General features: G+C 66.7%; 26 protein-coding genes. 17 read left to right on the top strand and 9 right to left on the bottom strand.

Annotated elements, in window-relative coordinates:
• Positions 1–48: 48 nt before the first annotated feature.
• From thiL to hisG, 4 genes are read right to left on the bottom strand one after another with little or no spacing between them, the layout of a single operon-like run.
• Positions 49–897, bottom strand: coding sequence for a thiamine-phosphate kinase (gene thiL, locus BXU08_RS17300; RefSeq protein WP_077511188.1), 849 nt, complete (start codon positions 895–897; stop codon positions 49–51).
• A gap of 32 nt (positions 898–929) precedes the next feature.
• Positions 930–1391, bottom strand: a complete 462-nt coding sequence (gene nusB / locus BXU08_RS17295) for a transcription antitermination factor NusB (protein ID WP_077511187.1) — start codon at positions 1389–1391, stop codon at positions 930–932.
• 60 nt (positions 1392–1451) lie between these two features.
• Positions 1452–2741: a histidinol dehydrogenase gene (gene hisD, locus BXU08_RS17290; protein WP_077511186.1), complete on the bottom strand. Its 1290-nt coding sequence runs from the start codon at positions 2739–2741 to the stop codon at positions 1452–1454.
• Positions 2738–3388: an ATP phosphoribosyltransferase gene (hisG, locus tag BXU08_RS17285; RefSeq protein ID WP_077511185.1), complete on the bottom strand. Its 651-nt coding sequence runs from the start codon at positions 3386–3388 to the stop codon at positions 2738–2740. The genes hisD and hisG overlap by 4 nt, the downstream gene beginning before the upstream one ends.
• Positions 3389–3438: 50 nt before the next feature.
• On the opposite strand from hisG, the gene BXU08_RS17280 reads away from it, so the two are divergent.
• Both BXU08_RS17280 and BXU08_RS17275 read left to right on the top strand, forming a co-directional pair.
• Complete coding sequence (locus BXU08_RS17280) at positions 3439–4485, top strand: DUF2332 domain-containing protein (protein ID WP_077511184.1); 1047 nt, start codon at positions 3439–3441, stop codon at positions 4483–4485.
• The gene (locus tag BXU08_RS17275) at positions 4485–4862 is read left to right on the top strand and encodes a DUF6157 family protein (RefSeq protein ID WP_216352881.1); all 378 of its coding nucleotides are present in this window, start codon (positions 4485–4487) and stop codon (positions 4860–4862) included. The genes BXU08_RS17280 and BXU08_RS17275 overlap by 1 nt, the downstream gene beginning before the upstream one ends.
• Here BXU08_RS17275 and BXU08_RS17270 read toward each other — a convergent pair.
• The 4 genes from BXU08_RS17270 to BXU08_RS17255 form a co-directional block, all read right to left on the bottom strand.
• Positions 4859–5743, bottom strand: a complete 885-nt coding sequence (locus tag BXU08_RS17270) for an alpha/beta fold hydrolase (RefSeq protein ID WP_077511182.1) — start codon at positions 5741–5743, stop codon at positions 4859–4861. The two genes, BXU08_RS17275 and BXU08_RS17270, sit on opposite strands and share 4 nt — an antisense overlap.
• Before the next feature lie 110 nt (positions 5744–5853).
• The gene (locus BXU08_RS17265) at positions 5854–6753 is read right to left on the bottom strand and encodes a pirin family protein (protein WP_077511181.1); all 900 of its coding nucleotides are present in this window, start codon (positions 6751–6753) and stop codon (positions 5854–5856) included.
• A gap of 81 nt (positions 6754–6834) precedes the next feature.
• Positions 6835–7536: a glutathione S-transferase gene (locus BXU08_RS17260; protein WP_077511180.1), complete on the bottom strand. Its 702-nt coding sequence runs from the start codon at positions 7534–7536 to the stop codon at positions 6835–6837.
• Positions 7533–7823, bottom strand: coding sequence for a BolA family transcriptional regulator (locus BXU08_RS17255; protein WP_077511179.1), 291 nt, complete (start codon positions 7821–7823; stop codon positions 7533–7535). Before BXU08_RS17255 ends, BXU08_RS17260 begins: the two co-directional genes overlap by 4 nt.
• A gap of 36 nt (positions 7824–7859) precedes the next feature.
• On the opposite strand from BXU08_RS17255, the gene BXU08_RS17250 reads away from it, so the two are divergent.
• The 3 genes from BXU08_RS17250 to BXU08_RS17240 all read left to right on the top strand — a co-directional run bounded on the left by BXU08_RS17250 (position 7860) and on the right by BXU08_RS17240 (position 10401).
• Positions 7860–8477: a J domain-containing protein gene (locus BXU08_RS17250; RefSeq protein ID WP_077511178.1), complete on the top strand. Its 618-nt coding sequence runs from the start codon at positions 7860–7862 to the stop codon at positions 8475–8477.
• A gap of 351 nt (positions 8478–8828) precedes the next feature.
• Positions 8829–9785: a C13 family peptidase gene (locus BXU08_RS17245; RefSeq protein WP_077511177.1), complete on the top strand. Its 957-nt coding sequence runs from the start codon at positions 8829–8831 to the stop codon at positions 9783–9785.
• Between the two features lie 37 nt (positions 9786–9822).
• The gene (locus tag BXU08_RS17240) at positions 9823–10401 is read left to right on the top strand and encodes an ATP-dependent Clp protease proteolytic subunit (protein WP_077511176.1); all 579 of its coding nucleotides are present in this window, start codon (positions 9823–9825) and stop codon (positions 10399–10401) included.
• A 17-nt stretch (positions 10402–10418) separates the two neighbouring features.
• On the opposite strand, the gene BXU08_RS17235 is transcribed toward BXU08_RS17240, so the two are convergent.
• Positions 10419–11162, bottom strand: a complete 744-nt coding sequence (locus BXU08_RS17235) for an SDR family NAD(P)-dependent oxidoreductase (RefSeq protein WP_077511175.1) — start codon at positions 11160–11162, stop codon at positions 10419–10421.
• Between the two features lie 95 nt (positions 11163–11257).
• Between BXU08_RS17235 and BXU08_RS17230 the strand changes: the two genes are divergently transcribed.
• From BXU08_RS17230 to BXU08_RS17175, 12 genes are all read left to right on the top strand, one after another.
• A complete protein-coding gene (locus BXU08_RS17230; protein ID WP_253190413.1) occupies positions 11258–11596 on the top strand; it encodes a helix-turn-helix transcriptional regulator in 339 nt (112 codons plus the stop codon).
• Between the two features lie 85 nt (positions 11597–11681).
• Complete coding sequence (locus BXU08_RS17225) at positions 11682–12464, top strand: succinate dehydrogenase iron-sulfur subunit (RefSeq protein ID WP_077511174.1); 783 nt, start codon at positions 11682–11684, stop codon at positions 12462–12464.
• A complete protein-coding gene (locus BXU08_RS17220) occupies positions 12461–12913 on the top strand; it encodes a PaaI family thioesterase (protein WP_077511173.1) in 453 nt (150 codons plus the stop codon). Before BXU08_RS17225 ends, BXU08_RS17220 begins: the two co-directional genes overlap by 4 nt.
• Positions 12910–14022, top strand: coding sequence for a cell division protein ZapE (gene zapE / locus BXU08_RS17215; protein ID WP_077511172.1), 1113 nt, complete (start codon positions 12910–12912; stop codon positions 14020–14022). Before BXU08_RS17220 ends, zapE begins: the two co-directional genes overlap by 4 nt.
• Before the next feature lie 91 nt (positions 14023–14113).
• Positions 14114–15949, top strand: a complete 1836-nt coding sequence (locus BXU08_RS17210; RefSeq protein WP_077511171.1) for a glycoside hydrolase family 2 protein — start codon at positions 14114–14116, stop codon at positions 15947–15949.
• 171 nt (positions 15950–16120) lie between these two features.
• A complete protein-coding gene (gene mdh / locus BXU08_RS17205; protein WP_077511170.1) occupies positions 16121–17083 on the top strand; it encodes a malate dehydrogenase in 963 nt (320 codons plus the stop codon).
• Between the two features lie 4 nt (positions 17084–17087).
• Positions 17088–17627, top strand: a complete 540-nt coding sequence (locus BXU08_RS17200; protein WP_077511169.1) for a hypothetical protein — start codon at positions 17088–17090, stop codon at positions 17625–17627.
• A 44-nt stretch (positions 17628–17671) separates the two neighbouring features.
• A complete protein-coding gene (gene sucD, locus BXU08_RS17195; protein WP_077511168.1) occupies positions 17672–18556 on the top strand; it encodes a succinate--CoA ligase subunit alpha in 885 nt (294 codons plus the stop codon).
• Positions 18557–18613: 57 nt separating this feature from the next.
• Complete coding sequence (locus BXU08_RS17190; protein WP_077511167.1) at positions 18614–21544, top strand: 2-oxoglutarate dehydrogenase E1 component; 2931 nt, start codon at positions 18614–18616, stop codon at positions 21542–21544.
• Positions 21545–21557: 13 nt separating this feature from the next.
• Entirely contained in the window at positions 21558–22790 is a 1233-nt protein-coding gene (odhB, locus tag BXU08_RS17185; RefSeq protein ID WP_077511166.1) for a 2-oxoglutarate dehydrogenase complex dihydrolipoyllysine-residue succinyltransferase, read from the top strand.
• Positions 22791–22926: 136 nt separating this feature from the next.
• A complete protein-coding gene (lpdA, locus tag BXU08_RS17180; RefSeq protein WP_077511165.1) occupies positions 22927–24321 on the top strand; it encodes a dihydrolipoyl dehydrogenase in 1395 nt (464 codons plus the stop codon).
• Positions 24321–24851 (top strand): DUF2314 domain-containing protein, encoded by a 531-nt coding sequence (locus tag BXU08_RS17175; protein ID WP_077511164.1) that lies wholly within the window; start codon positions 24321–24323, stop codon positions 24849–24851. The genes lpdA and BXU08_RS17175 overlap by 1 nt, the downstream gene beginning before the upstream one ends.
• Positions 24852–24867: the final 16 nt, after the last annotated feature.

Genomic DNA, 24867 nt, shown 5'->3' with positions numbered 1-24867 from the left:
TTGCGGAAGCGGGAAGGTATCGGGCGGTCTTGGCGGGCGCAACCCGCCTCAGCGGTGCTCGTAGCCGAGGCGTTCGGGGGGCGATTTTCCGTCGAGAAGAAGCGAATGCTCGGCCTTCTGCACCATCGTGCCGATCCGCGTCGCCGGCACCGGGAGCGCCGCGTGCTCGGGCGCCGAGAATAGCAGCTCGTAATCGTCGCCCCAGCGCGCCGCCGCCAGCCGGTCGGTCACGCCCTGCGCAAACGGTATCGCGTCGAACTCTATCGCCGCCGTGCACCCGCTGGCCTCGGCCATGCGGCGCGCGTCGAGCAGCAGCCCGTCGGACACGTCCATCATCGCATGGACATGGCCGCCCAGCACCAGCCCTTCGGCAAGCCGCGGCCGTGGCCGCAGATAGGCAGCGCCGTCGCCCGCCTCGAACCCGAGCAGCGCCGCGCCGATCGTCCCGGTGACGTAGAGCGCATCCCCTGCCTGCGCCCCGGTCCGCGCCGGCACCGGGCGCGTGGTCGCACGCCCGATCGCGGTGCAGCCGAAGGTGGCGGGGCCGCTATGCGAAATGGTGTCGCCGCCGAGCAGAGGGACGTCGTAGGTTTCGAGGACTTCGCGGAGCCCTTCGACGAAACGCTCGGCGCCCTCGACCAGCGTCGCGCCTATCAGCACCCCGATCGGTTCGGCGGCCTTGGCAGCAAGATCGGAAAGGTTCACCGCGACGAGCTTCCACGCGATATCGGCGGGATCGGTCCCGGCGCGATAGTGCACGCCTTCCGCGATCGCATCGTGCGTGAACACCAGCACCTCGCCGCCGATCTCGATCACCGCCGCATCATCGCGGAGATCCTGCGCACCGCGATGCAACGGCAGCCCACGCAAGGCAGCGATGAAAGCGGCCTCGTCCATCTAGATCCTCCCGGGAACGGGGAGGATCGAATTCAACCCCGGACTTCCTTCGCCACTGCGTCGAGGATGCCGTTGACGAACCCCTTCTCGCGCCGGTCGTAGAACGCGTCGGTCACGTCGAGATACTCGCTGATCACCGCGCCCACCGGCACATCGTTGCGCGCCAGCAGCTCGTACGTCCCGGCGCGCAAAATCTGCCGCATCGGCTTGTCCAACCGGTCGAGGGACCAGTCGGCGGCCAGCTTCGCCGCGATCAGCCGATCGACTTCCTCGCGCCGCGCATCGACGCCCTTCACGATATCGTCGAAGAAAGTGACGTCGGCGTCGGCATATTCGACATCCTCGATCGTCGCGCCGAGCCGGTGCTGGTGGAATTCGGTGAGCAACACGGTGAGCTTGGTGCCCTCCATCTCCTGCTGGTAAAGCGCCTGCACGGCGGCAAGCCGCGCGGCGGCGCGGGCCTTGGATCGGGTCTTGGCTTTGGGACTGGGCATAATTCTCTTCACTACACCGTTCATGCTGCGCTTGTCGAAGCGCGCGAAAGGCGAACGGGTTCAGGGTTTCAAACGGATCGCGACCGATTTCGCGTGCGCGGGCAAGCCTTCTGCATTGGCGAGCGCAACTGCGGCGGGTCCGATAGCAGCCAGCCCGGCTTCGTCCAAGGCCAGGAAGCTCGTCCGCTTCATGAAATCGAGCACCGACAGTCCCGATGCGAAGCGCGCCCGCCGCCCGGTCGGCAGCACATGGTTCGGCCCGGCGACATAATCGCCCACCGCCTCGGGCGTGTGCCGGCCGAGGAACACCGATCCGGCATGGCGGACGATATCGAACAGCGCTTCGGCGTCGTCGCAGGCGAGCTCGAGATGCTCGGGCGCCAGCCGGTCGCACAGCGGGATCGCCTCGACCAGGCTCGGCACGAGGATGATCGCGCCGTTCGCGTCCCAGCTCGCCCGCGCGGTCGCCGCCGTCGAAAGCGTCTCGATCTGCGCGTCTACGGCTTCGGCCACGCGATCGGCGAAAACCGCATCGTCGGTGAACAGGATCGACTGGCTGGTCGGGTCATGCTCGGCCTGGCTGAGCAGGTCGGCGGCGATCCATTCGGGATCGTTCCTGCCGTCGGCAACAACCACGATTTCGCTTGGCCCCGCGACCATGTCGATCCCGACCACGCCGTAGAGCTGGCGCTTGGCCTCGGCCACCCAGGCGTTGCCCGGGCCAGTGACGACATCGACCGGGGCGATCTTTTCGGTGCCATAGGCGAGCGCGGCCACCGCCTGGGCCCCGCCGACACGCCACAATTCGTCCACCCCGGCGATATGCGCCGCGGCCAGCACCAGCGGATTGACCTCGCCGTTCGGTGTCGGCGTCACCATCACCAGCCGCCGCACGCCCGCCGCCTTGGCCGGAATCGCGTTCATCAGCACCGAGCTGGGATACGCCGCGCGCCCGCCGGGGACATAGACCCCGGCAGAATCCACGGCCCGCCAGCGCGCGCCGAGCCGGACGCCGGCGCTGTCGATCCCGTCGCTGTCCTCCGGCTTCTGCCTGGCGTGATAGACGGCGATCCGTTCGGCGGCGAGTTCGAGCGCGCCGCGCAGTTCGGGAGTCAGCCCCTCCCATGCCGCAAGGCACTCGGCGCGGTCGATCTTCCAGCCGCTCTGGTCGAGATCATGCTTGTCGAACAGCCGGGTCAGGTCCTTGAGCGCGGCATCGCCTTCGTCGCGCACCCGCTTGATGATGTGCGTGACGTTGCGCGCCACATCCTCGTCCGCCTCGCGCCGCGCGTTGACCAGCGTGGTGAACTTCGCGGGGAAGTCGGAAGTAGAGGCGTCGAGCCGGATCACGCCACAGCCTTCCGAAACCCGTCGACCAGCGGCACCACTTCGGTCGCACGCATCTTGAACGCGGCGCGATTGACGACGAGGCGGCTGGTGACCTGCGCGATCACCTCGACTTCGACCAGCCCGTTCTCCTTGAGCGTCTTGCCCGAGGAGACGAGATCGACGATCCGCGGCGCCAGCCCCAGCACCGGCGCCAGCTCCATCGCGCCGTTCAGCTTGACGCACTCCGCCTGCACCCCGCGCGCCTCGAAATGGGCGCGCGTGATGTGCGGATATTTGGTCGCGATACGGACATGGCTCCAGCCGCGCGGATCGTCCTTCGCGGCCAGATCGGCAGGCTCCGCCACCGAAATCCGGCAATGACCGATGCCGAGGTCCACCGGCGCGTAGAGTTCCGAATAATCGAACTCCGCCAGCACGTCCGATCCGACGATCCCGAGCTGCGCCGCGCCATGCGCGACGAAGGTCGCCACGTCGAACGCTCGAACCCGGATCAGGTCGATCGCGAGGCTGTTGGTCTTGAAGCGCAGCGCCCGGCTGTTCGGATCCGAAAAGGCGGGTTCCGGCACGATGCCGACTGCCGCGAGCAGCGGCAGCGCCTCGTCGAGGATCCGGCCCTTTGGCACGGCAAGGATGAGCGGTTCTTGCATGAGTGGCCGGGGCTTTACTTGGGGGGTGCCCCGGGCGCAACACGCGCGGCATGGCCGACGAACAGACCAACCGCGCCGCGTTCCGCAAGCAGGAGCAGTATTGCATCACGATGGATGCGCCGATCACCGCGCGCATCTGCGCCGGGCTTGCCGAAAGCCTCGATCGCGAGACGCGCACCGGCGCCCGTGCGCTGGACTGGCCGGGCGATCCGACTGCCGACGCGCTGCCGCTGCGCACCGTGGGCGGGCTCCATGCGCTGGACCTGTCGGGCAAGGATACCGAACTCTCGCGACTGTTCGCCGGCGCAGTCACTGACCCCGCTGAGGTCATCCACATCCTCCGCGCCAGCTTCGCCGCGCACGACGATGCGCTCTGCCCGTGGCTCGACGGTCCGCCGCAAACCAACGAACCGGGCCGATCGGCGGGGCTGATGGTCGGGATGATCGAGATCGTCCGCCGCTTCGGCCAGCCGATCGAGCTGCTCGAGATCGGATCGAGCGCCGGGCTCAATTTGCTGATGGACCGCTATCGCTTCGATCTCGGCGGCACGCTGGCCGGCCCCGCCGATTCGCCGGTCACGATCCGTCCCGAGTGGCGCGGCAGCCCACCGCCGGCATTGCCGGTCGGCTTCGCGTCCACCCGCGGCGTCGATGTGCAGCCGATCGACGCCACCGATCCCGCCGCGGCGGAGCGGCTGCGCGCCTATGTCTGGGCCGACAATCCCGAACGGCTCGGCCGCCTCACCGCCGGGATCGAGATGCAGCGCGCCGCGCCGGTGCAACTGGAAGATGGCGACGCCGCGGACTGGCTCGACGCCCGCCTCGCCGAGCCGCAGGCCGACGGCGTCACGCGCGTGCTGATGCATTCGGTGGTCTGGCAATATCTCGGCGCCGAGCGCCAGGCCCGGATCACCGCGGCGATGGAAGCGGCGGGCGCGAAGGCGACGCGCGCGCGGCCGCTCGGCTGGGTCCGCTTCGAGCCCGATCGCGGACTGAACCCGCGCCAGGAAATCTGGGTGCGCAGCTGGCCCGGCGGCGGCGACTTCGTGAAGCTGGCCCATTCACAGGCACACGGCGCATGGGTGGAGATGTTCTGATGCACACGACCATCTATCGCGACACGCTGATCACGCCGGCGCCCGATTGCCCGGTGTCCCAAGGCACGATCCCCGAAAAGCCCGGCACGATCGCCACGGTCCAGCATGCCCTGCTCGCCAAGCCTTACGCGATGACCAGCGACGACCTGCTCCACGAAACGCACCGCGCCCGCGGCGGCGACAAGAACCGCGAGGAATTCTTCGCCAAGCCGCAGGCGTGCCTGCGCGCCTCACCTTTGGTCAAGCAGTTCGGCTGGAGTGTGCATCACAATAGCGAAGGCCGCATCGCGCTGCTCGATCCGCAGGGTGCGGACTATCGCCGGCTGCTCGACGATCCGGCGGTCAAGAAGACCGCGGGCATGCGCAGCAAGCGCTAGGCGTTCTGGCTGGCGAGCCAGTCGCGCATTGCCGCGGTAACCGCCTCGGGCCTTTCCCAGGGCACGAAATGCCCGCCATCCTCGATGCGAACGATGCTCAGGTCGGGCACGAACGCCTCCAGCTCCAGCTGCGCCGGCAGCAGCGCCTTGTCCTGCATGCCCCAGATCACCAGCGTCGGCTGGGTCACCGGCGGGAACGGCGCGTCGAGCCAGACCGGGCGTGGGGTATCGTCGTCGGGAACGATGATCGCCGAGGCGCGATACCAGTTGAGCATCGCCGTCATCGCGCCGGGCTGGCCCCATTCGTCCATATACGCGGCCTTGTCCTTGCCCGCGATCCCGCCGACCACATGCTGCGCGAAGGTCGAGGCAAAGAAGCGCTCCAGCCCCGCCCCGACCAGTCCCTGGTCGATCCCGGTGTCGCGAAAGCGCGAGATATACTGGCTCGCCTTGCGCTGCGCCGGATCGTCGAACAGCGAGCGCTGAAAGACATAGGGATGCGGCGCATTGACGATGATCAGCCGCGCGATCCGCTGCGGGTTCTGCAGCGCCGCCATCCACGCGATCGCCCCGCCCCAGTCATGCCCGGCCAGCGTAAAGCGATCTATCCCGAGATGATCGGCCAGCGCGAGCAGGTCGCCGACGGGCTTGTCGGGCGTGTAGTTCGCCACCCCCTCGGGCTTGGACGACCGCGCGAAGCCGCGCTGGTCCGCCGCGACGACATAATAGTCCTTCGCCAGCTCGGGGATCTGATGTCGCCACGTCCGGTGCGATTCGGGAAAGCCATGGAGCAGGAAGATCGGCGGATTGGCCGGATCGCCCGCGATGGCTACGTCGAGTTCGACCCCGGTGGGCAGGGATATGCGCTGGAGTTCTGTCACGTTCCCCTCCCGCTCGCGGGAGGGGTTAGGGGGAGGGGTTACTCCCATCCGCCGCGCGGCCCAAACTTCATGCCCTCCCCCGACCCCTCCCGCAAGCGGGAGGGGAGCGCTTACGGATAGCTCACCGTCTTCGGCACCGCCGGAATCGGGATCCACTCCTTGTCGTCCCCCGGCACCTTGGGGAAGTTCCCCGCCGTCCAGTCTTGCTTGGCCTGGTTGATCCGGTCGCGGCTCGACGAGACGAAGTTCCACCAGACATGGCGCGGCGTCTTGAACGCCTCCCCGCCGCACAACATCACCTGCGCGCCGCGCTCCGAGCGCAAGGTCGCGGCGACGCCCGGACGCAGGACATAGAGCGTCATCGGCAGCAGCGGCAGCCCGTCCAGGCTCGCCTCGCCCATCGACACATAGAGCGCTCGCTCGTCCGCGCTCGGGTCGATCGGGATCGACCCGCCCGGCGTAAGCGCGATGTCGGCATAGATGGTCTGGGCATAGGTCGTGGTCGGCGCGGTCGCCCCCCAGAGATCGCCCATCACCACCCGCGCAGTCGCGCCCTTGCCTTCGATCACCGGCAAGTCGGCCGCCGTGACATGCTCGAAGGCGGGATCGATCTCCTCGTCGCGCTCGGGCAGCGCCAGCCAGGTCTGGATCCCCGACAGCTCGGGCCCGATCGTGCGCTCGGCCGAGGGCGAGCGCTCCGAATGGACGATGCCGTGCCCCGCCGTCATCAGATTGACTGCGCCGGGCTCGATCGTCGCGAAGGTGCCGAGGGAATCGCGGTGATCGAGCGACCCCGCATAGAGGTAGGTCACCGTGGCGAGGTTGATGTGCGGGTGCGGGCGCACGTCGATCCCGGTGCCGACTTCGAGCCGCGCTGGCCCCATCTGGTCGAAGAAGATGAATGGCCCCACCATCGTCCGCGGCCGCGACGGCAAGGTCCGGTGCACCTTGAACCCGCCCAGATCGTGAGTGACGGGATCGATCGTCATCGTAATCAGGTCTTCGCGCATGCTGTCCCTCCGGCTGAGGGCGAAACATAGCCGGGCACGGCGTTGCCGGACAGCCATCGATCAGAAAGGCACGGTTTCCGATCAGTCGGCATCGAGCTCGGGATAGTGGCGGAAGATGCCCTGGGTATTGAAGCCGATCCGCCGGTCGCTCGCGCAATAATCGTGGATACCGGGAAGCTGGGCGACGCGGTCGCGGATCGCGATCAGCCTGGGATAGTCGCCTTCGATCGCCTTCATCCGCTTGGGAAACATGTAGTGCAGCCCCTCGATCAGCTGGAAGATCGAGGTGTCGCCATAGCTCCAGCGATCCCCCGCCAGCCAGTCGCCCGCGACCGAACGCTCGAACCAGCTCAGGAACTTGGGCATCCGCTCGTCGCGAAATTCCTTGGCGAACCGCGCCGCCTCGGCCTGCTGGTCCTCGTAATAAAGCCCGATGCCTACCGGGTGATGCACCTGGTGCACTTCGGCGATGAAATCGGCGATCGTAAGCTGGACCTCGTGGAGCCAGCGCCGCGTCGCCTCGTCCGCCGGCGCGATGCCGTGGCGGTCGCCAAGATAGAGCAGGATGTTGGCGACCTGCGCGATCACTTGGCTGCCAGTATCGAGATAGGGCGGCGCGAACGGCGGGCGGTCGGTTCGCGCCTTCATGTCGGCGATCAGCGCCTCGCTGCCGCGCTCACGCGCGACGTCGACATAGGCGATGTCGCCCGCCTCCATCGCCAGCCTGACGAACTCGCCCCGCCCCTGGATTTCGGCCCAGTACCAGAGCTTGTACGTCGTCATGCCTGTTCTCCCGGTGCGCGTGCTTTGATCGCCAGCGCGTGGATGCGGCCGGTGAGCAGATCGGCAAGCGCGTTATTGACCAATCGCTGTCGCTGAACGCGCGAGGCGCCGACAAAGGCCTCGCTCTCGATCACTACGGTCCAATGCGATTCGCCGGTGCCGTCGTCGCCGAGATGGCCGCTGTGGTGGTGGCTGTCGTTGATCACGTCGAGCTGCGTCGGGGCGAGCGCGGCGATGAGACGGGCGGCGATGATGTCGGCGAGTCCGCCGCTGGAAGGGTCGGTCATCGCGCCTATATAGGCCGTTTGCTCAAGGGAGGTAGCGTGGCTGACGCACAGCCGAAAAAGGATCGACCCAATGCCCGTTTCCACGGTCGCGTGGAGGCGCCGGGACGGCTGTGCGCCGAGCCGGGCTGTTCGGAGGCAGGCGAATTCCGTGCGCCGCCGCTCCAGGGAACCGGGCGCCCGGGCGACGGACCGCCGCCGTTCCGCTGGCTGTGTCTCGATCACGTCCGCGCGTTCAATTCGGGGTATAATTTCTTCAAGGGGATGAGCCCCGACGAGATCCACGATGCGCAGAGCCCGCTGGCCGGCTGGGAGCGCGAAACGCGCGCGTTCAACACCACCGGCGGCGCCGACCGGCCGCCGCGCTGGGCCGATTTCTCCGATCCGCTCGACGCGATCAGCGCACGCTTCCGGGACAAGATGAAGGACCGGGCTGAACGCAAGGACGGCAAGCCGCTATCGGGCAAGGACCGCGAGGCGATGCGCACGCTCGCGTTGGAGATCGATACCGACCGTACCGGGCTGCGGCAGCGCTATTCGGAGCTGGTGCGGCGGTATCACCCCGACCGCAACGGCGGCGACCGCGGGCACGAGGCCAAGCTGCAGGAAGTCATCGCCGCCTATCAGCACCTCAGGAGTTCGCCCGCCTTTGCCTGACCCTTGCTCCGGCGATGGCCGTTTTCCCGGTAGCTGAGGAGCGTCTGGCCGCGGCCTGCCAACCGCCTGAAAAGTAGGATTTTCCCTGCTGGAAATCGACGTTCGGGCACTTGCCGCTCGCTCTTTGACAGCGTCGATGCCGGCCGGAACACAAACTCGCGTTGGGCTGAACTTTTGACATCTTCCGCATGGCCATCCGTCGCTGGAACAGGCGCGACAGTGTGAGCCTGGCGTGACCCTTGCCTTCGAGTCGCCCTACCTATGTCGGACGGTTGCGACGACATTGTTTCCGGGCTGGTTGACTTCGCGAATCCATCGACGAGATTGGCCGCAGCAATCGGGGGTGGGCGTATGCGTTCTTCGTTCGTGCGGGTTCTGGCGATCGCGGCAAGCTTGCTGGCGGCTCCAGCCTACGCCCAAGTTGCCCACACCAAGGACTGGCCCCAGATTCTGGGCGGCGCCGGCCAGCGTGAGACTGCCGAGGCGCTGGCGCTCGGGCCGCAGCTCGAGCGTGGACGCCCGCCCAAATGGCTCCTTGCCGATCGCCGCAGGCTCGCCCGCGCGCTCGAGACGCTCCAGCCCCAGCGCGCCGGACTGATCGACGCCTATGTCGTCTCGGTCGCGCTCGACAGCGATCCGGTGTTCGGCCGCGAGGCGCGCGAAACCGCCAGGGTGCTGTCGCGCCGCTACGATGCCGCAGGCCGCACGCTCCTGCTCGCCCGCCACGGCGACGCGCCCGCCGGCAGCCTCGAATCGCTGACTCTCGGCCTTGCCCGCGTCGCCGAGCTGATGGACAGGCAGCAGGACGTGCTGGTGCTCTACGCGACCAGCCACGGCGCCCAGATCGGCATCGCCTATCATGACGGCGACGAAGGCTATGGCATCCTGCCGCCCGCGCGCCTCGCCGCGATCCTCGACGAGCTCGGCATCCGCAACCGCCTACTCATCCTCTCGGCCTGTTATTCGGGCGTGTTCGTACCCGCACTGTCGAACGACACCACGGCGCTGTTCACCGCCGCCTCGTCGGACCGGACTTCGTTCGGTTGCCGCGCGGAGAATGACTGGACCTTCTTCGGCGACGCGCTGATTAACCACGCGCTGCGCAAACCCCAGCCGCTGGGCGATGCGCTGATCGAGGCGCGCGAGCTGATCAGCGGCTGGGAAATGTCGAACCGCCTGCCCTCGTCCAATCCGCAAGCGACGGTCGGTGAAGGCGTCGAGGCGTGGCTGGCCCCGCTGGAGGCGCGCATGCCCAGGACCACGACGCCGCGCGTGGGCGCCCCGGCGACCGACGCGCTCAAGCCGTGAGGCGGAACCACGGCTGCGCGCGATTGTTGCGCTGCCGATGAACGAAACCTCCGAGAACCGCGCCGCGCGCTACCCGTTGCTCAGCCAGCCCCACGTCATCCTGCAGGGCACCGTCGATCACGACATGTATGTCCGGTTCCGCGAGCAGCTCGCCGCGGCGCCGGGCGACGGCCCGCTCGTCGTCGCGATCTCCACGCTGGGCGGCGACCCCGAAGTCGCCCGGCTGATGGGCGACGAGCTCCGCCTGCTGCGCGACTATACCGGCCGCGAGACGCTCTTCCTCGGCAAGGTCGCGGTCTATTCGGCGGGCGCCACCTTCATGGCGAGCTTCCCGACCGACAAGCGCTTCCTCACCCGCGGCACCCGGATCATGGTCCACGAACGCATCCTCACCAAGACCGTCGAGCTGGCCGGCCCGCTCAAGAGCGTCGTCGCGGGGCTCAAGGCCAATCTCCACGAGATCGAGGAATCGGTCCGCATCGAGGAGGAAGGCTTCCGCGCCCTCGTCGCCGGATCGGATATCGCGTTCGAGGAAGTGCAGAAGCGCGCGCCTTCGAACTGGTATATCGAGGCCGAGGAGGCGCGCGACCTCGGCCTCGTGCTGGATGTGATCTGACGGACTGTCGGTGCGGCTTACGCCGTCGCGCCGCCATCGATATCGATCGTCGTGCCGGTGATGAACGACGATTCGTCGCTCGCCAGGAACGATGCCAGCGCCGCGACTTCTTCCGCACGGCCATAGCGTCCCAGCGGAATGTTCGGCAGCATGATCTTGGCCATGTCGCCATCGGCCGGGTTCATGTCGGTATCGATCGGCCCGGGCTGGATCACATTGACCAGGATGCCGCGCGGCGCGAGATCGCGCGCCCACCCGCGCGCCAGGCCCTGCACCGCCGCCTTGCTGGCGCCGTAGCTGGCCATCCCGGGTATCATCGACACATCGCCCGACACGCTGCCGACGATCACGACCCGACCGCCATCGGCGAAATGCGGCACCGCCGCCACCGTGCCTGCGGCCACGCCATCGACATTGACCGCGAACACCCGGCGGAAATCCTCATAGCCGCCCTGATCGACAGGGGTGCCACCAAAGACCCCGGCATTGTGGACAAGGATGTCGATCCCGCCCAGCGTCTCGGCCGCCTGGTTCACCGCGGCAGTCACCGCGGCGGCGTCGCCGGCATCGGCCTGTATCGCGAGGCCCTTTACGCCTTCACCTTCGATCGCCTTCACCGTCACGGCAGCGGCGTCGTGATTGCCGGCATAGGTGATGACGACATCGGCGCCATCCTTGGCCAGCCGCTTGGCGATCGCTGCGCCGATCCCGCGCGATCCGCCGGTCACCAGCGCGCGCTTGCCTGCGAGTTTCTTCGACATTTCACAAATCTCCGGTCCCCAGCCGGTCGCTTCGCCGGCTGCCGGGACGGACACTGATCTGGATATCGAAAAAGATAGTTCAAGATTTCCGAACTATGGAAACGAAGAAATATTCCTATATCAGCCCCATGGATCGCTTGGTGCACCCGGACCTCAAGGACGTCAGCCTCGCCGCAGCGCTGCACGCGCTCGCCGATCCGGTGCGGCTCGACATCATCGCCCGGCTCGTCGAATGTCCGTGCCTCAACGCCAGCACCGCCTGCGCGGGCGGCACCCCAAAGAGCACCATCTCCAATCACTTGAACGTGCTCCGCGCCGCAGGCCTGGTCATTACCACGATCGAAGGGCGCGAGCGGATCAATCGCCTGCGCTGCGCCGATTTCGATGCGCGCTTTCCAGGCCTTCTCAAGTCGGTGCTCGCCAACAAAGCCTGAGCTTTGCGGGCCCTACGGGGTTGCGCTGCGAGTGCGAAAGGCATAGCCCGCGCATCAAACACCGTGTCGCTAAGGACTCTCAGGAATGGCCGATTTCCGCCTGCCCAAGAACAGCCGCATCACCAAGGGCAAGGACCACAAGGCCGATGCGTCCGCCACGCGGGTCAAGAAGTTCAAGATCTACCGCTACGATCCGGACTCGGGCGAGAACCCGCGCTACGACAATTTTGAAGTCGATCTCGACGAATGCGGCCCGATGGTCCTCGACGCGCTCATCAAGATCAAGTCCGAGCAGGACAGCTCGCTGACCTTCCGCCGCTCGTGCCGCGAAGGCATTTGCGGGTCGTGCTCGATGAATATGGACGGGCGCAACGGCCTCGCCTGCACTACCGCGATCGAGGACATCAAGGGCGATATCCGGATCACTCCGCTGCCGCACATGGATGTGATCAAGGACCTCGTCCCCGATTTCACCCACTTCTATGCGCAGTACAGCTCGATCAAGCCGTGGCTGCAGACCGTATCGACCACGCCTTCGGGCAAGGAGCGCCTCCAGTCGCCGCAGGATCGCGAGAAGCTCGACGGTCTCTACGAGTGCATCCTGTGCGCGTGCTGCTCGACCAGCTGCCCGAGCTATTGGTGGAACAGCGACAAGTTCTTGGGGCCAGCGATCCTGCTCCAGGCCTATCGCTGGCTCGCCGACAGCCGCGACGAGATGACCGGCGAGCGGCTCGACCAGCTCGAGGATCCGTTCCGCCTGTATCGCTGCCACACGATCATGAACTGCGCGAACGTTTGCCCCAAGGGCCTCAACCCGGCCAAGGCGATTGCCGAGATCAAGAAGATGGAAGCCGAGCGCGCACTTTGAGCGAATTCGTCGAGCAGCATTTCCGCTACGACGACGACCCTGACCTGCCCGGCTGGAAACGCTGGCAGATCCTCGACCAGGGGCGGTTCAACAGCTTCATCGGCGCATTGTCGGTCAAGCTCGACGGCAAGGTCGCGCGGGTGCGGACGACCTTTCGCCACGAACATTCGAACCTGCGCGATCATATCCATGGCGGCGCTCTCGCCGGCTTCATCGACATGGCATTGTTCGCCGCCGGACGCAGCTTCGGCGTGCTCAGCGGCCCGGCTTCCACGCTCGACATGTCGATCCAGTTCATCACCGGTGGCGCCATCGGCGTGCCCACCGAAGCGCATGTCGAATTGCTCCGCGAGACCGGGCGGCTCCTCTTCCTGCGCGGTGTAGTGGTGCAGGACGAGGTGATGGTCGCCAGCTTTCTCGGCACGATCCGGAAGCCCTCGCAAAAGTGAGCAAGGTTCTCGCCCGCTACAACGCGCTGGTCGCTGTCGGCGAACTCCGCGCCGATGCCGAACAGGCCGCCGCAGCCGAACGGCTGGACCGCCTCGCGCAGGAACTCGAAGCCGTCCCCCGGAAAGGCAGCATCCTGTGGCGCGCGCTTGGCCGCGCGCCCGAGCCGCCGCGCGGCGTCTATATGTGGGGCGGTGTCGGCCGCGGCAAATCGATGCTGATGGACCTGCTGTTCGACACCGTCGATATTCGCAGGAAGCGCCGCGTCCACTTTCACGAGTTCATGCTGGAGGTGCACGAGCGCCTCAACGCCGAGCGCCAGAAGGACACCCAGGACCCGGTGGTCGCGGTCGCCAATGCGCTCGCCGAGGACATCCGCCTGCTCGCCTTCGACGAGATGGTGGTCAACAACCCTGCCGACGCGATGATCCTCTCGCGGCTGTTCACCGAGATGATGGGCCACGGCCTCACCGTCGTCGCCACATCGAATCGCGCGCCTAGCGAACTCTACAAGGACGGGCTCAACCGCCAGCTCTTTCTGCCCTTCATCGCGCTGATTGAAGCCAGGATGGACGTCCGCACGCTCAACGGCCCGGTCGATTACCGTCTCGATCGGCTCGGCAGCATGGACACCTGGCTCGTCCCCAACGGTCCCGAAGCCACCGCGCAGCTCTCCGCTGCCTTCTTCCGACTCACCGACTATCCCGTCGAGGATGCCGCGCGCGTCCCGGCATGCGATCTGTCCGTCCAGGGCGGCCGCGAGATCCATGTCCCCAAATGCCTCAAAGGCGTCGCGGTCTTCTCGTTCAAGCGGCTATGCGGCGAGGCGCGCGGCGCCCCCGACTATCTCGCCATCGCCCACCGCTTCCACACCATCATCCTGGTCGGCATCCCGCGCCTCGGCCCCGAAAACCGCAACGAGGCCGCACGCTTCGTCACTTTGGTCGACGCACTCTATGAAAACCGGGTCAAACTGCTCGCCGCGGCGGACGCCAGGCCCGACGATCTCTACATCGCCGGCGACGGTGCCTTCGAGTTCGAACGCACTGCCTCGCGCCTTCACGAAATGGCTTCCGACGAATATCTGGCCGAAGGGCATGGCGAGCACTGACCCGGCCCCTGAGCTTGTCGAAAGGCCGTTCTTCTCTCTAACATCCGCGGAAGAAAAGAACGGCGCTTCGACGGCGGGGAGAGACGGGTACATGATCGCAAGGTTTCTGGCTGCCCTCGCGCTGCTCTTCGCCCCCGCCGCCTTCGCCCAGCCCGTCCTCACCGGCGCCGACATGCGCCCGTCGCAGAGCCTCGACGGCGCCTGGCACTGGTCGGTCGATCCCTATCGGGACGGCAAGGCCGGCTTCCACGGCGGCATGCCCGGCGAGTCCAGCCGGCGCTGGAGCGATGTCGTCCAGGCCGACGCGATGGAGAAGAACCCGCGCGCGCTCTACGAATTCGACATGCAGCGCTCGGCCATAGTGCACTTGCCCGGCAGCTGGATCGGTCACGCCGCCGAGATGCGCTATTACCAAGGCCTCGTCTGGTATCAGCGCACGTTCGAGGCGACCAGGCCCGCCCCCGGCACCCGTACCTTCCTGCGCTTCGCCGCCGCCGACTACACTGCCGACGTCTATCTCAACGGCAAGTCGGTCGGCACCCACAGCGGCGGCTTCACTCCCTTCGCTTTCGACGTGACCGCGCTGCTCCGCGACGGCAGCAACCAGATCACGGTCGGCGTCGATTCCGCCCGCACCGACGACGACGTTCCCCCGCCGGTCACCGATTGGGAGACCTATGGCGGCATCACCCGCTCGGTTACCCTGATCACCGTCCCCGAGACCTTTGTCGATGACGCATGGGTCCGCCTCGGCCGCGACGGCCGCATCCATGCCGATGTCCGCCTTGATGGCCGGCAGGCGCCGAACCGCGCGCTCACTGTCCGCATTCCCGCGCTCGGCCTCGCGCTGTCGGGCATCACCGGGGCCGATGGCCGCTGGACCGGCAGCGCCCCCGCGCCCAGCGCCCTCAAGCGCTGGTCGCCCGAAGCGCCGACGCTCTACGATGTCCGGGTTGAAGCTGGCACCGATGTGCTGCACGACCGTATCGGCTTCCGCACGATCGAAGCCCGCGGCACCAAGATCCTGCTCAACGGCAAGCCGATCTTCCTGCGCGGCATCTCGATGCACGAGGAGGAACTCGGCAGGGACCCGGTCCGCGCGATCACTCCCGCCGCCGCCCGCGCATTGCTTACCGAGATCAGGCAGGGCCTCAACGGCAACTTCGTCCGCCTCGCGCATTACCCGCACAGCGAAGTGATGACGCGCATGGCCGACGAACTCGGGCTGCTCGTGTGGAGCGAGGTCCCGGTGTACTGGCGCGTCAACTGGGACAATCCGCAAACACTTGCCGCGGCCCGCGCGCAGCTCCGCGAGAACATCCTGCGCGATCGCAACCGCGCCTCGATCGCCTTGTGGAGCGTCGCCAACGAAACCCCGGTCGGCGATGCGCGCAACGCATTCCTCCGCACCTTGATCGCCGATGTCCGCGCACTCGACGACAGTCGCCTCGTCACCGCCGCCTTGCTCAGCAAGCGCGAAGGCAAGGTGATGTCGATAGACGACCCGCTCGTCGCCGATCTCGATGTCATGGCAATCAACACCTATAACGGCTGGTATTCGCAGGATCCGCTCGCCGACATCCCCGGCTTCGAATGGCGCTCGCCCGCGGACAAGCCGCTGATCTTCTCCGAATTCGGCGCCGATGCGCAGGCCGGCTATCACGACGCGGCAGCCGACCCGCACAAGTTCAGCGAAGAATTCCAGGCCGAATATTATCGCCGGACGCTGGCAATGGCAGCCAAGGTCCCCTTCCTCGCCGGGCTGAGCCCGTGGCTGCTCAAGGACTTCCGCTCGCCCCGCCGCCAGCACCCGGTCTTCCAGCAGGGCTGGAACCGCAAGGGACTGATCTCGGAAACCGGAACCCGCAAGCAGGCGTTCTATGTGCTCGCGGACGAATATCGTCGCCGCGCAGGGTCTACACGCTGACCCGGGCCGAGCCGTGCCCAGGCTTTATTGCACTTGCGAATGAGTTGCAAAGATATTCCCTTTGCGAAGCGCGTCGCGGGTTGCGGCGCCTCTATTATGGGCCTAAGCCGCCCCCGTTTTCGCAGGCGCGCTGCCGCGTCGGCAGGTGCTTGACCAAGGCAAGGAGATTCCATGGCCCGCAAGAAGATCGCGCTGATCGGCGCCGGTAACATCGGCGGTACGCTCGCGCACCTCGCAGCACTCAAGGGCCTGGGCGACATCGTCCTGTTCGACGTCGTTGAAGGCGTTCCCCAGGGCAAGGCACTCGATCTGTCGCAGTGCGGCCCGGTCGAGGGCTTCGACGCCAAGATCACCGGCACCAACGACTATGCCGATATCGCCGGCGCCGACGTGATCATCGTCACCGCCGGTGTCGCGCGCAAGCCCGGCATGAGCCGTGACGACCTGCTCGGCATCAACCTCAAGGTGATGAAGGCTGTCGGCGAAGGCATCGCCGCCAACGCCCCCGACGCCTTCGTGATCTGCATCACCAACCCGCTCGACGCGATGGTCTGGGCGCTGCGCGAATTCTCGGGCCTGCCGCACCAGAAGGTCGTCGGCATGGCCGGCGTGCTCGACTCGGCACGCTTCAGCCACTTCCTCGCCGAGGAATTCCAGGTCTCGGTCAAGGACGTCACCAGCTTCGTGCTCGGCGGCCATGGCGACACGATGGTCCCGGTGATCGAATATTCGACCGTCAGCGGCATCCCCGTTCCCGACCTGATCGAGATGGGCTTCTCGACCAAGGAGCGCATCGACGCGATCGTCCAGCGCACCCGTTCGGGCGGCGGCGAAATCGTCGGCCTGCTCAAGACCGGCTCGGCCTTCTACGCGCCGGCCACCAGCGGCATCGCGATGGCGGAGAGCTATCTCTACGACCAGAAGCGCGTCCTCCCCGCCGCGGCGCACCTCACCGGCCAGTACGGCATCGACGACCTCTATGTCGGCGTGCCCGTGATCATCGGTGCCGGCGGCGTCGAGAAGATCGTCGAGATCAAGCTCACCGACGAAGCCAAGGCCAACCTCACCGTCTCGGTCGACGCGGTCAAGGAACTGCTCGTCGCCTGCAAGGGCATCGATAGCTCGCTGAACTGAGGCGATGAGCGACGCGTTTCTCTTGCTGCTGGACGATTGGCACGTGAATGCCAAGCCGGTCTGCGGCGACGACAATGCGTCGCAGATCGCCTGGCTCGAGAGCAACGCCACCCCGGAGCTGAACTACTACGCGGTGCTGGAGTGGAATTGGGATCACGGCATCAAGGTGCTCCAATGGCTGCTCGAGCAACCGGAAACTTCCGCGTCAGCCGCAGCATATCAGCTCACGACGTTCGTAGGAGCGGGCGCGGCAGGCGAGCGGGGAGTCGAGGTAGAGATGATGCGGGACGTAGCCGCAAAGTTGCGGACGGGTTTTTATCGCGACGGATGGGGACTCCCGCCGTCCTATGAGATTCCGGCGGCGCAATATCGGGAAGGCGTTCGACGACTTCCAGAATCCGGCCCTTGGGATTTGCCCGGGAGCGCGCTCGGGCCGTTCGCGAGCGGCTATCCGGAGCGCCCGGATGTGATGTTCGATGGTGACGGCAGGATACGCCTGACGATGGAAGCCTGGAAAGCCCGGCATCCGGACAGGTTTCGGTGAAGCGGCGTGATTAAACGTACAGAAATTGATGGGATAGACGGATAATGAGCATCCTCGTCGACAAGAACACCAAGGTCATCACCCAGGGCATGACCGGTGAGACCGGCAGCTTCCACACCAAGGCGGCGCTGGAATACGGCACGCAGATGGTCGGCGGCGTCACGCCCGGCAAGGGCGGCACCGAGCATCTCGGACTCCCTGTCTACAACACTGTCGCCGAGGCCAAGTCGAAGACCGGCGCCGATGCGTCGGTGATCTACGTCCCGCCACCCTTCGCGGCCGATTCGATCCTTGAGGCGATCGACGCCGAGATCCCGCTGATCGTCACGATCACCGAAGGCATCCCGGTGCTCGACATGGTCAAGGTCAAGCGCGCGCTGTCGGGCTCCAAGTCGCGCCTCATCGGCCCGAACTGCCCCGGCGTGCTGACGCCCGGCGAATGCAAGATCGGCATCATGCCCGGCAGCATCTTCTCCAAGGGTTCGGTCGGCGTCGTGTCGCGCTCGGGCACGCTCACCTATGAGGCGGTGTTCCAGACCACCAACGCGGGTCTCGGCCAGACCACTGCGGTCGGCATCGGCGGCGATCCGGTCAACGGCACCAACTTCATCGATGTGCTCGAACTGTTCCTCGCCGACGAGGCGACCAAGTCGATCATCATGATCGGCGAGATCGGCGGCGACGCCGAGGAGCAGGCAGCCCAGTTCCTGATCGACGAGGCCAAGCGCGGCCGCAAGAAGCCGATGGCCGGCTTCATCGCTGGCCGCACCGCGCCTCCGGGCCGCCGCATGGGCCATGCCGGCGCGATCGTGTCGGGCGGCAAGGGCGATGCCGAGAGCAAGATCGCGGCGATGGAAGCCGCCGGCATCCGCGTCGCAGCCAGCCCGTCCGAGCTCGGCTCGACGCTGGTCGAGCGTCTCAAGGGGTAAATTGCACCGCCCACCCGCCTATATTGGTGTGAGCGCTACCACGGAACGGAATTGATCATGGGCTATGAGGGCCTCGACTTCGACGACATCGCCGGCGGCGTAAGCCCCGCCTTCGTCGAGACAATGTACCGCCGCTACAAGGCCGACCCGAACTCGATCGAGCCGGGCTGGCGCCAGTGGTTCGAGGGCCTCGACAACACCGCGCAGGGCCCGAGCTGGGCGAACCCGCGCTGGCCGCTCAGCGAGACCGACGCGCTCACCGCCGGTCTCGATCCGACCCAGATGGAGCCTGCGCCCAAGCCCGCCAAGGGCGGCGCCCCCAAGCCCGCGCCGGCGCCGGCCGCCTCGGAAGCCGACATCGCCAAGGCCGCGGGTGATTCTATCCGCGCGATGCTGCTGATCCGCACCTATCGCGTGCGCGGCCATCTCGCCGCCAATCTCGATCCGCTCGGCCTCGCCCGGCACGAGCTGCCCGCCGATCTGACGCCCGAATATCACGGCTTCACCGGCGCCGATCTCGATCGCCCGATCTATCTCGGCGGCACGATGGGCCTCGAAAAGGCGACCGTGCGCGAGCTCGTCGACATCCTGCGCGCCAATTACTGCGGCAATGTCGGCCTCGAATACATGCACATTGCCGATGTCGAGGAGCGCCGCTTCCTCCAGGACCGGATGGAGGGCAAGGACAAGGAAATCCAGTTCACGCCCGACGGCAAGAAGGCGATCCTCTCCAAGGTGATCGAAGCCGAGGAGTGGGAGAAGTTCCTCGGCCGCAAATATGTCGGCACCAAGCGTTTCGGCCTCGACGGCGGCGAAGCGATGATCCCGGCGCTCGAAGCGGTGATCAAGTATGGCGGCGCCACCGGCATCCGCGAGATCGTCTACGGCATGGCGCATCGCGGCCGCCTCAACGTACTCGCTAATGTGATGGCCAAGCCGTTCCGCGTGATCTTCCACGAATTCGGCGGCGGATCGGCCAATCCCGAGGACGTCGGCGGCTCGGGCGACGTGAAATATCACCTCGGCACCAGCACCGATCGCGAATTCGACGGCATCAGCGTCCATATGTCGCTGGTCGCCAACCCCTCGCACCTCGAAGCGGTCGACCCCGTCGTCCTCGGCAAGTCGCGCGCGCTCCAGACGCTGCGCGGCGATCTCGCCGAGCATGAGCAGGTGCTTCCGGTCCTGATTCATGGCGACGCCGCGATGGCGGGCCAGGGCATCGTCTGGGAGTGTCTCGGCTTCTCGGGCATCCGCGGCTACAACACTGGCGGCTGCATCCACTTCGTCATCAACAACCAGATCGGCTTCACGACGAGCCCGCAATTCGCGCGCTCCTCGCCCTATCCCTCGGACGTCGCCAAGGGCGTCCAGGCGCCGATCCTCCACGTTAACGGCGACGACCCCGAGGCGGTGACCTTCGCCTGCAAGGTTGCGATCGAGTTCCGCCAGAAGTTCAAGCGCGACGTCGTGATCGACATGTGGTGCTATCGCCGCTTCGGCCATAACGAGGGCGACGAGCCTAGCTTCACCCAGCCGCTGATGTACAAGGCGATCCGCCAGCATCCGCCGGTGAGCCAGGTCTATGCCAAGCGCCTCGCTGCCGAGGGCGTGGTCGATCAGGGCTTCGTCGAAGAGAAGATCAACCAGTTCACCACCCTGCTCGAAGGCGAGTTCGAAGCGGGCAAGTCGTATCTGCCCAACAAGGCGGACTGGTTCGCCGGCCGCTGGTCGGGTCTCGGCGCCCCCGCCGACGCCGAGAGCGCACGCCGCAGCGTCGATACCGGCATCGAACGCAAGCTGTTCGACAGTCTCGGCCGTACGCTGACCGAGGTTCCCCAGGGCACCGAGATCCACAAGACGCTGGCCCGCGTGCTCGATGCCAAGCGCGGCATGTTCAAGGCAGGCGAGAATTTCGACTGGGCAACCGGCGAGGCGCTCGCGTTCGGCTCGCTCCTCTCGGAAGGCTTCGGCGTCCGGCTGTCGGGCCAGGATTCGGGCCGCGGCACTTTCAGCCAGCGCCACGCCGTCTGGGTCGATCAGACGGACGAGCACAAATACGTGCCGCTTCAGACGATCCCGCACGGCAATTTCGAAGTGCTCGACAGCCCGCTCTCGGAGTACGGCGTGCTCGGCTTCGAGTACGGCTATGCCTCGGCCGATCCCAAGGCGCTGGTGCTGTGGGAGGCGCAGTTCGGCGACTTCGTCAACGGCGCGCAGATCATGATCGACCAGTTCATCACGTCGGGCGAGGCCAAGTGGCTGCGCGCCAATGGCCTGGTGATGCTGCTGCCGCACGGCTATGAAGGCCAGGGCCCCGAGCACAGTTCGGCTCGCCCCGAGCGCTTCCTCCAGGCGTGCGCGCAGGACAATATCCAGGTCGCCAACGTCACCACGCCGGCAAACTACTTCCACATGCTTCGCCGTCAGATGCACCGGAATTTCCGCAAGCCGCTGATCGTGATGACGCCCAAGTCGCTGCTGCGCCACAAGCTGGCGGTGTCGAAGACCGAGGATTTCCTCGGCGACACGCACTTCATGCGCATCCTGTCCGATCCCTCGGCTCCGGCCGACACGGACGTGAAGCGCCTCGTGCTGTGCACCGGCAAGGTCGCCTATGACCTGATGGAGGCGCGCGACGCCGCGGGCGACAAGAACACTGCGATCGTCCGCATCGAGCAGCTTTATCCGTTCCCGAGCGAACCGCTCACGGCGCGGCTCAAGAAGCTGACGAATGTCGAGGAAGTGATCTGGGCGCAGGAAGAGCCGAAGAACAATGGCTACTGGTTCTTCGTCGAGCCCTTTATCGAGCAGTGCCTGGTCGATGCCGGCGTCAGGCCGCAGCGTCCGCGCTATGCCGGCCGCGCGGCCGCCGCATCGCCCGCGACGGGTCTGATGAAGCGCCACCAGATGGAACAGGCCGCGCTCGTCGCCGACGCGCTCGGCCATAATGTCCGCGAAGAGATTCGCCGGACCCGCAAGTCCTAACGAGGTAGAGAAGATGGCAGACGTTAAGGTCCCGGTCCTCGGCGAGTCGATCACCGAAGCAACCCTCGGCGAGTGGCTCAAGAACCCGGGCGATCCGGTCAAGCTCGACGAGCCGATCGCCAGCCTCGAGACCGACAAGGTCTCGGTCGAAGTCCCCTCGCCCGTCGCGGGCGTGATGGGCGACCAGCTGGTCAAGGTCGGCGACAATGTCGCGGTCGGCGCAGTGATCGCCACTGTGGGCGAAGGCGGCGGCGCTGCTGCCGCGGCACCCGCCTCGGCGCCTGCCGCGCCCGCGCCCGTTGCGACCGGCGAGCAGACCGGCCCGGGCGAACAGCCCCGCGAGCGCAACCCGGACGCAGCCGCTGCGCTGTCGCCATCGGTCCGCCGCGCGGTTCTCGAAACCGGCGTCGATCCCTCGACCGTGCAGGGCACCGGCAAGGACGGCCGCCTGACCAAGGACGACGTCGTCGCCGCCGCCGCGAACAAGCCTGCTGCCGCGCCTGCCGCAACTCCGGCCCCTGCCGCCGCACCCGCGAGCTCGGGCGGCCGCAAGGAAGAGCGCGTCCGCATGACGCGCCTGCGCCAGACCGTCGCCAAGCGCCTCAAGGAAGCGCAGAACACCGCGGCGCTGCTGACGACGTTCAACGATGTCGACATGACCGAAGTCATCGCCGCGCGTACCAAGTACAAGGACCTCTTCGAGAAGAAGCACGGCGTTCGCCTCGGCTTCATGGGCTTCTTCGTGAAGGCTGCCGTCCAGGCGCTGCGCGACATCCCCTCGGTCAACGCATCGATCGAAGGCGACGAGATCGTCTATCACGACTATGCCGATATCTCGGTCGCGGTCTCCGCGCCGCAGGGCCTCGTCGTTCCGGTTATCCGCGACGCGCAGGACCTGTCGGTCGCCGGCATCGAGAAGACGATCGGCGACTTCGGCAAGCGCGCCAAGGACGGTACGCTCAAGATGGAAGACATGAAGGGCGGCACCTTCACCATCTCCAATGGCGGCGTGTTCGGTTCGCTGATGTCGACTCCGATCATCAATCCGCCGCAGTCGGCGGTGCTCGGCCTCCACCGCATCGAGGACCGCCCGGTCATCCGCGACGGCCAGGTCGTCGTCCGCCCGATGATGTATCTGGCGCTGTCTTACGATCACCGCCTGATCGACGGCCGTGAGGCCGTGACCTTCCTCGTCGCGCTCAAGAACGCGATCGAGGATCCGACCCGGCTGCTGATCGACCTGTAAGCTTGGCCCCGCGCACCTGTTCCCCGGCGAAGGCCTGGGGCCAGTTGCACCGGGATTTGTAACGACGCGAGACGCTCACCAAATCCGTCTCGAAACTGGGCCCCGGCCTTCGCCGGGGAACAAGGAAGAGAAGAAAATGGCTGAATACGACTTCGATGTCCTCGTGATCGGCTCCGGCCCCGGCGGTTACGTCGCCGCGATCCGCGCTGCGCAGCTGGGCCTGCGCACCGGCTGCGTCGAGAGCCGCGAGACTTTGGGCGGCACCTGCCTCAATGTCGGCTGCATCCCGTCCAAGGCGCTGCTCAACGCGTCGGAAAAGTTCTATGAGGCCGCTTCGGGGGCGCTCGCCAAGCATGGCGTCAAGCTGGGCAGCGTCGAGCTCGATCTGCCTGCGATGATGGCGGACAAGGCCAAGGCCGTCACCGGGCTCACCGGGGGCATCGAATTCCTGTTCAAGAAGAACAAGATCGAATGGGTGAAGGGCCTCGGCACCTTCGTCGACGCGCACACGGTGCAGGTCGGCGACCGCAAGGTCACCGCCAAGAACATCGTCATCGCCACCGGCTCGTCGGTCACGCCGCTTCCCGGCGTCGAGATCGACCAGAAGGTCGTCGTCGACTCGACCGGCGCGATCGCGCTCGACAAGGTCCCCGAGCACATGGTCGTGATCGGCGGCGGCGTGATCGGGCTCGAGCTCGGCTCGGTGTGGCAGCGCCTCGGCGCGAAGGTCACCGTGGTCGAATTCCTCGACCAGTTGCTTCCGGGCATGGACGGCGAGGTCCGCAAGGAAGCCGCCAAGATCTTCAAGAAGCAGGGCATGGAGATCAAGCTTTCGACCAAGGTCACCGGCGTCGCGGTCAACGGCGGCAAGGCGACCGTGACGGTCGAGCCCGCCGCGGGTGGCGCTGCCGAGACGATCGAGGCCGATGCCGTGCTCGTTTCGATCGGCCGCCGTCCCAACACCGACGGCCTCGGCCTCGACAAGATCGGCCTCGCCACCAATCAGCGCGGCCAGATCGAGACCGACCACAGCTTCCGCACCAAGGTCGACGGCGTCTGGGCGATCGGCGACGTCATCCCCGGCCCGATGCTCGCGCACAAGGCCGAGGACGAAGGCATCGCCGTCGCCGAGAACATCGCCGGCCTCACCGGCATCGTGAACCATGATGTGATCCCTTCGGTGGTCTACACCCACCCCGAAATCGCCGGCGTCGGCCTCACCGAAGAGCAGGCTCGCGAGAAGGGCGAGGTCAAGGTCGGCAAGTTCCCGATGGCGGGCAACAGCCGCGCCAAGGCGATTGACGACACCACCGGCTGGGTGAAGGTCATCGCCGACGCCAAGACCGATCGCGTGCTCGGCGCGTGGATCATCACCGCGCCCGCCGGAACGATGATCGCGCAAGTCGCCCAGGCGATGGAATTCGGCGCGACGTCTGAGGACATAGCCTACACCTGCCACGCCCACCCGACCCATTCGGAGGCGATCAAGGAAGCGGCGATGGGCGTGCTCGGCAAGCCGATCCACATCTGATGCGCCGGGCCGGCGACGCGATTGGCGGAGCTAATCGCGAGCGCACCAGGCCCGGCCGGCCGGCGGCGCGGCTTTGCCGCGTCGTCATCGGCCTGTTTCTTCTCCTGCCGCCGCTATCGGCGGTCGCCCAGGACGCGACCGTCGCCGTCCCGGCCGGCGACCCGGAGATGGCCGCCGCGACCATCAAGGCACGCGCCGGCCTCCCCGTCTTTTTCGGCCATGCCACATCGCCCGGGCCCGACGAGGGCGGGTTCATGATCAAATATGATCTGCTCCCCGGCCCGGCTTCCGAATTCATCTGGGCCGAGATCGTCTCGCACAAGGGTGGCACCAGCGTCGCACGGCTGCTCAACGTCCCCGGCGCGCCCGGCTTTGTCCGCGGGCAGGAAGTCAGCGTCCGTGACGGCGAGGTAGCCGACTGGGCCTATTGGCACGCCGGCGTCCTGATCGGTGGCGCGACGATGCGCGTGCTGATTGCGCGAATGCCCGCGCCTGAGGCCGAGGTGATGCGCGACCGGTTCGGCTGGTAGCAGCCACCGTTCGTCC

This window comes from Sphingomonas sp. LM7 (genome assembly GCF_002002925.1).
Taxonomy (GTDB): domain Bacteria; phylum Pseudomonadota; class Alphaproteobacteria; order Sphingomonadales; family Sphingomonadaceae; genus Sphingomonas.
The sequence above is the reverse complement of the archived record's forward strand: the minus strand, read 5'-3'. Positions and strand labels throughout refer to the sequence as shown.

Bases quoted from the DNA above. Each gene is read 5' to 3' on its own strand.
- nusB (WP_077511187.1), bottom strand. From the start codon at position 1,391: ATGCCCAGTCCCAAAGCCAAGACCCGATCCAAGGCCCGCGCCGCCGCG.
- BXU08_RS17200 (WP_077511169.1), top strand. From the start codon at position 17,088: ATGAGCGACGCGTTTCTCTTGCTGCTGGACGATTGGCACGTGAATGCC.
- odhB (WP_077511166.1), top strand. From the start codon at position 21,558: ATGGCAGACGTTAAGGTCCCGGTCCTCGGCGAGTCGATCACCGAAGCA.
- sucD (WP_077511168.1), top strand. From the start codon at position 17,672: ATGAGCATCCTCGTCGACAAGAACACCAAGGTCATCACCCAGGGCATG.
- BXU08_RS17280 (WP_077511184.1), top strand. From the start codon at position 3,439: ATGGCCGACGAACAGACCAACCGCGCCGCGTTCCGCAAGCAGGAGCAG.
- hisG (WP_077511185.1), bottom strand. From the start codon at position 3,388: ATGCAAGAACCGCTCATCCTTGCCGTGCCAAAGGGCCGGATCCTCGAC.
- BXU08_RS17190 (WP_077511167.1), top strand. From the start codon at position 18,614: ATGGGCTATGAGGGCCTCGACTTCGACGACATCGCCGGCGGCGTAAGC.
- BXU08_RS17240 (WP_077511176.1), top strand. From the start codon at position 9,823: ATGAACGAAACCTCCGAGAACCGCGCCGCGCGCTACCCGTTGCTCAGC.
- mdh (WP_077511170.1), top strand. From the start codon at position 16,121: ATGGCCCGCAAGAAGATCGCGCTGATCGGCGCCGGTAACATCGGCGGT.
- BXU08_RS17275 (WP_216352881.1), top strand. From the start codon at position 4,485: ATGCACACGACCATCTATCGCGACACGCTGATCACGCCGGCGCCCGAT.
- lpdA (WP_077511165.1), top strand. From the start codon at position 22,927: ATGGCTGAATACGACTTCGATGTCCTCGTGATCGGCTCCGGCCCCGGC.
- BXU08_RS17235 (WP_077511175.1), bottom strand. From the start codon at position 11,162: ATGTCGAAGAAACTCGCAGGCAAGCGCGCGCTGGTGACCGGCGGATCG.
- BXU08_RS17210 (WP_077511171.1), top strand. From the start codon at position 14,114: ATGATCGCAAGGTTTCTGGCTGCCCTCGCGCTGCTCTTCGCCCCCGCC.
- BXU08_RS17265 (WP_077511181.1), bottom strand. From the start codon at position 6,753: ATGCGCGAAGACCTGATTACGATGACGATCGATCCCGTCACTCACGAT.
- thiL (WP_077511188.1), bottom strand. From the start codon at position 897: ATGGACGAGGCCGCTTTCATCGCTGCCTTGCGTGGGCTGCCGTTGCAT.
- BXU08_RS17245 (WP_077511177.1), top strand. From the start codon at position 8,829: ATGCGTTCTTCGTTCGTGCGGGTTCTGGCGATCGCGGCAAGCTTGCTG.
- BXU08_RS17255 (WP_077511179.1), bottom strand. From the start codon at position 7,823: ATGACCGACCCTTCCAGCGGCGGACTCGCCGACATCATCGCCGCCCGT.
- BXU08_RS17175 (WP_077511164.1), top strand. From the start codon at position 24,321: ATGCGCCGGGCCGGCGACGCGATTGGCGGAGCTAATCGCGAGCGCACC.
- BXU08_RS17260 (WP_077511180.1), bottom strand. From the start codon at position 7,536: ATGACGACGTACAAGCTCTGGTACTGGGCCGAAATCCAGGGGCGGGGC.
- BXU08_RS17225 (WP_077511174.1), top strand. From the start codon at position 11,682: ATGGCCGATTTCCGCCTGCCCAAGAACAGCCGCATCACCAAGGGCAAG.
- BXU08_RS17230 (WP_253190413.1), top strand. From the start codon at position 11,258: ATGGAAACGAAGAAATATTCCTATATCAGCCCCATGGATCGCTTGGTG.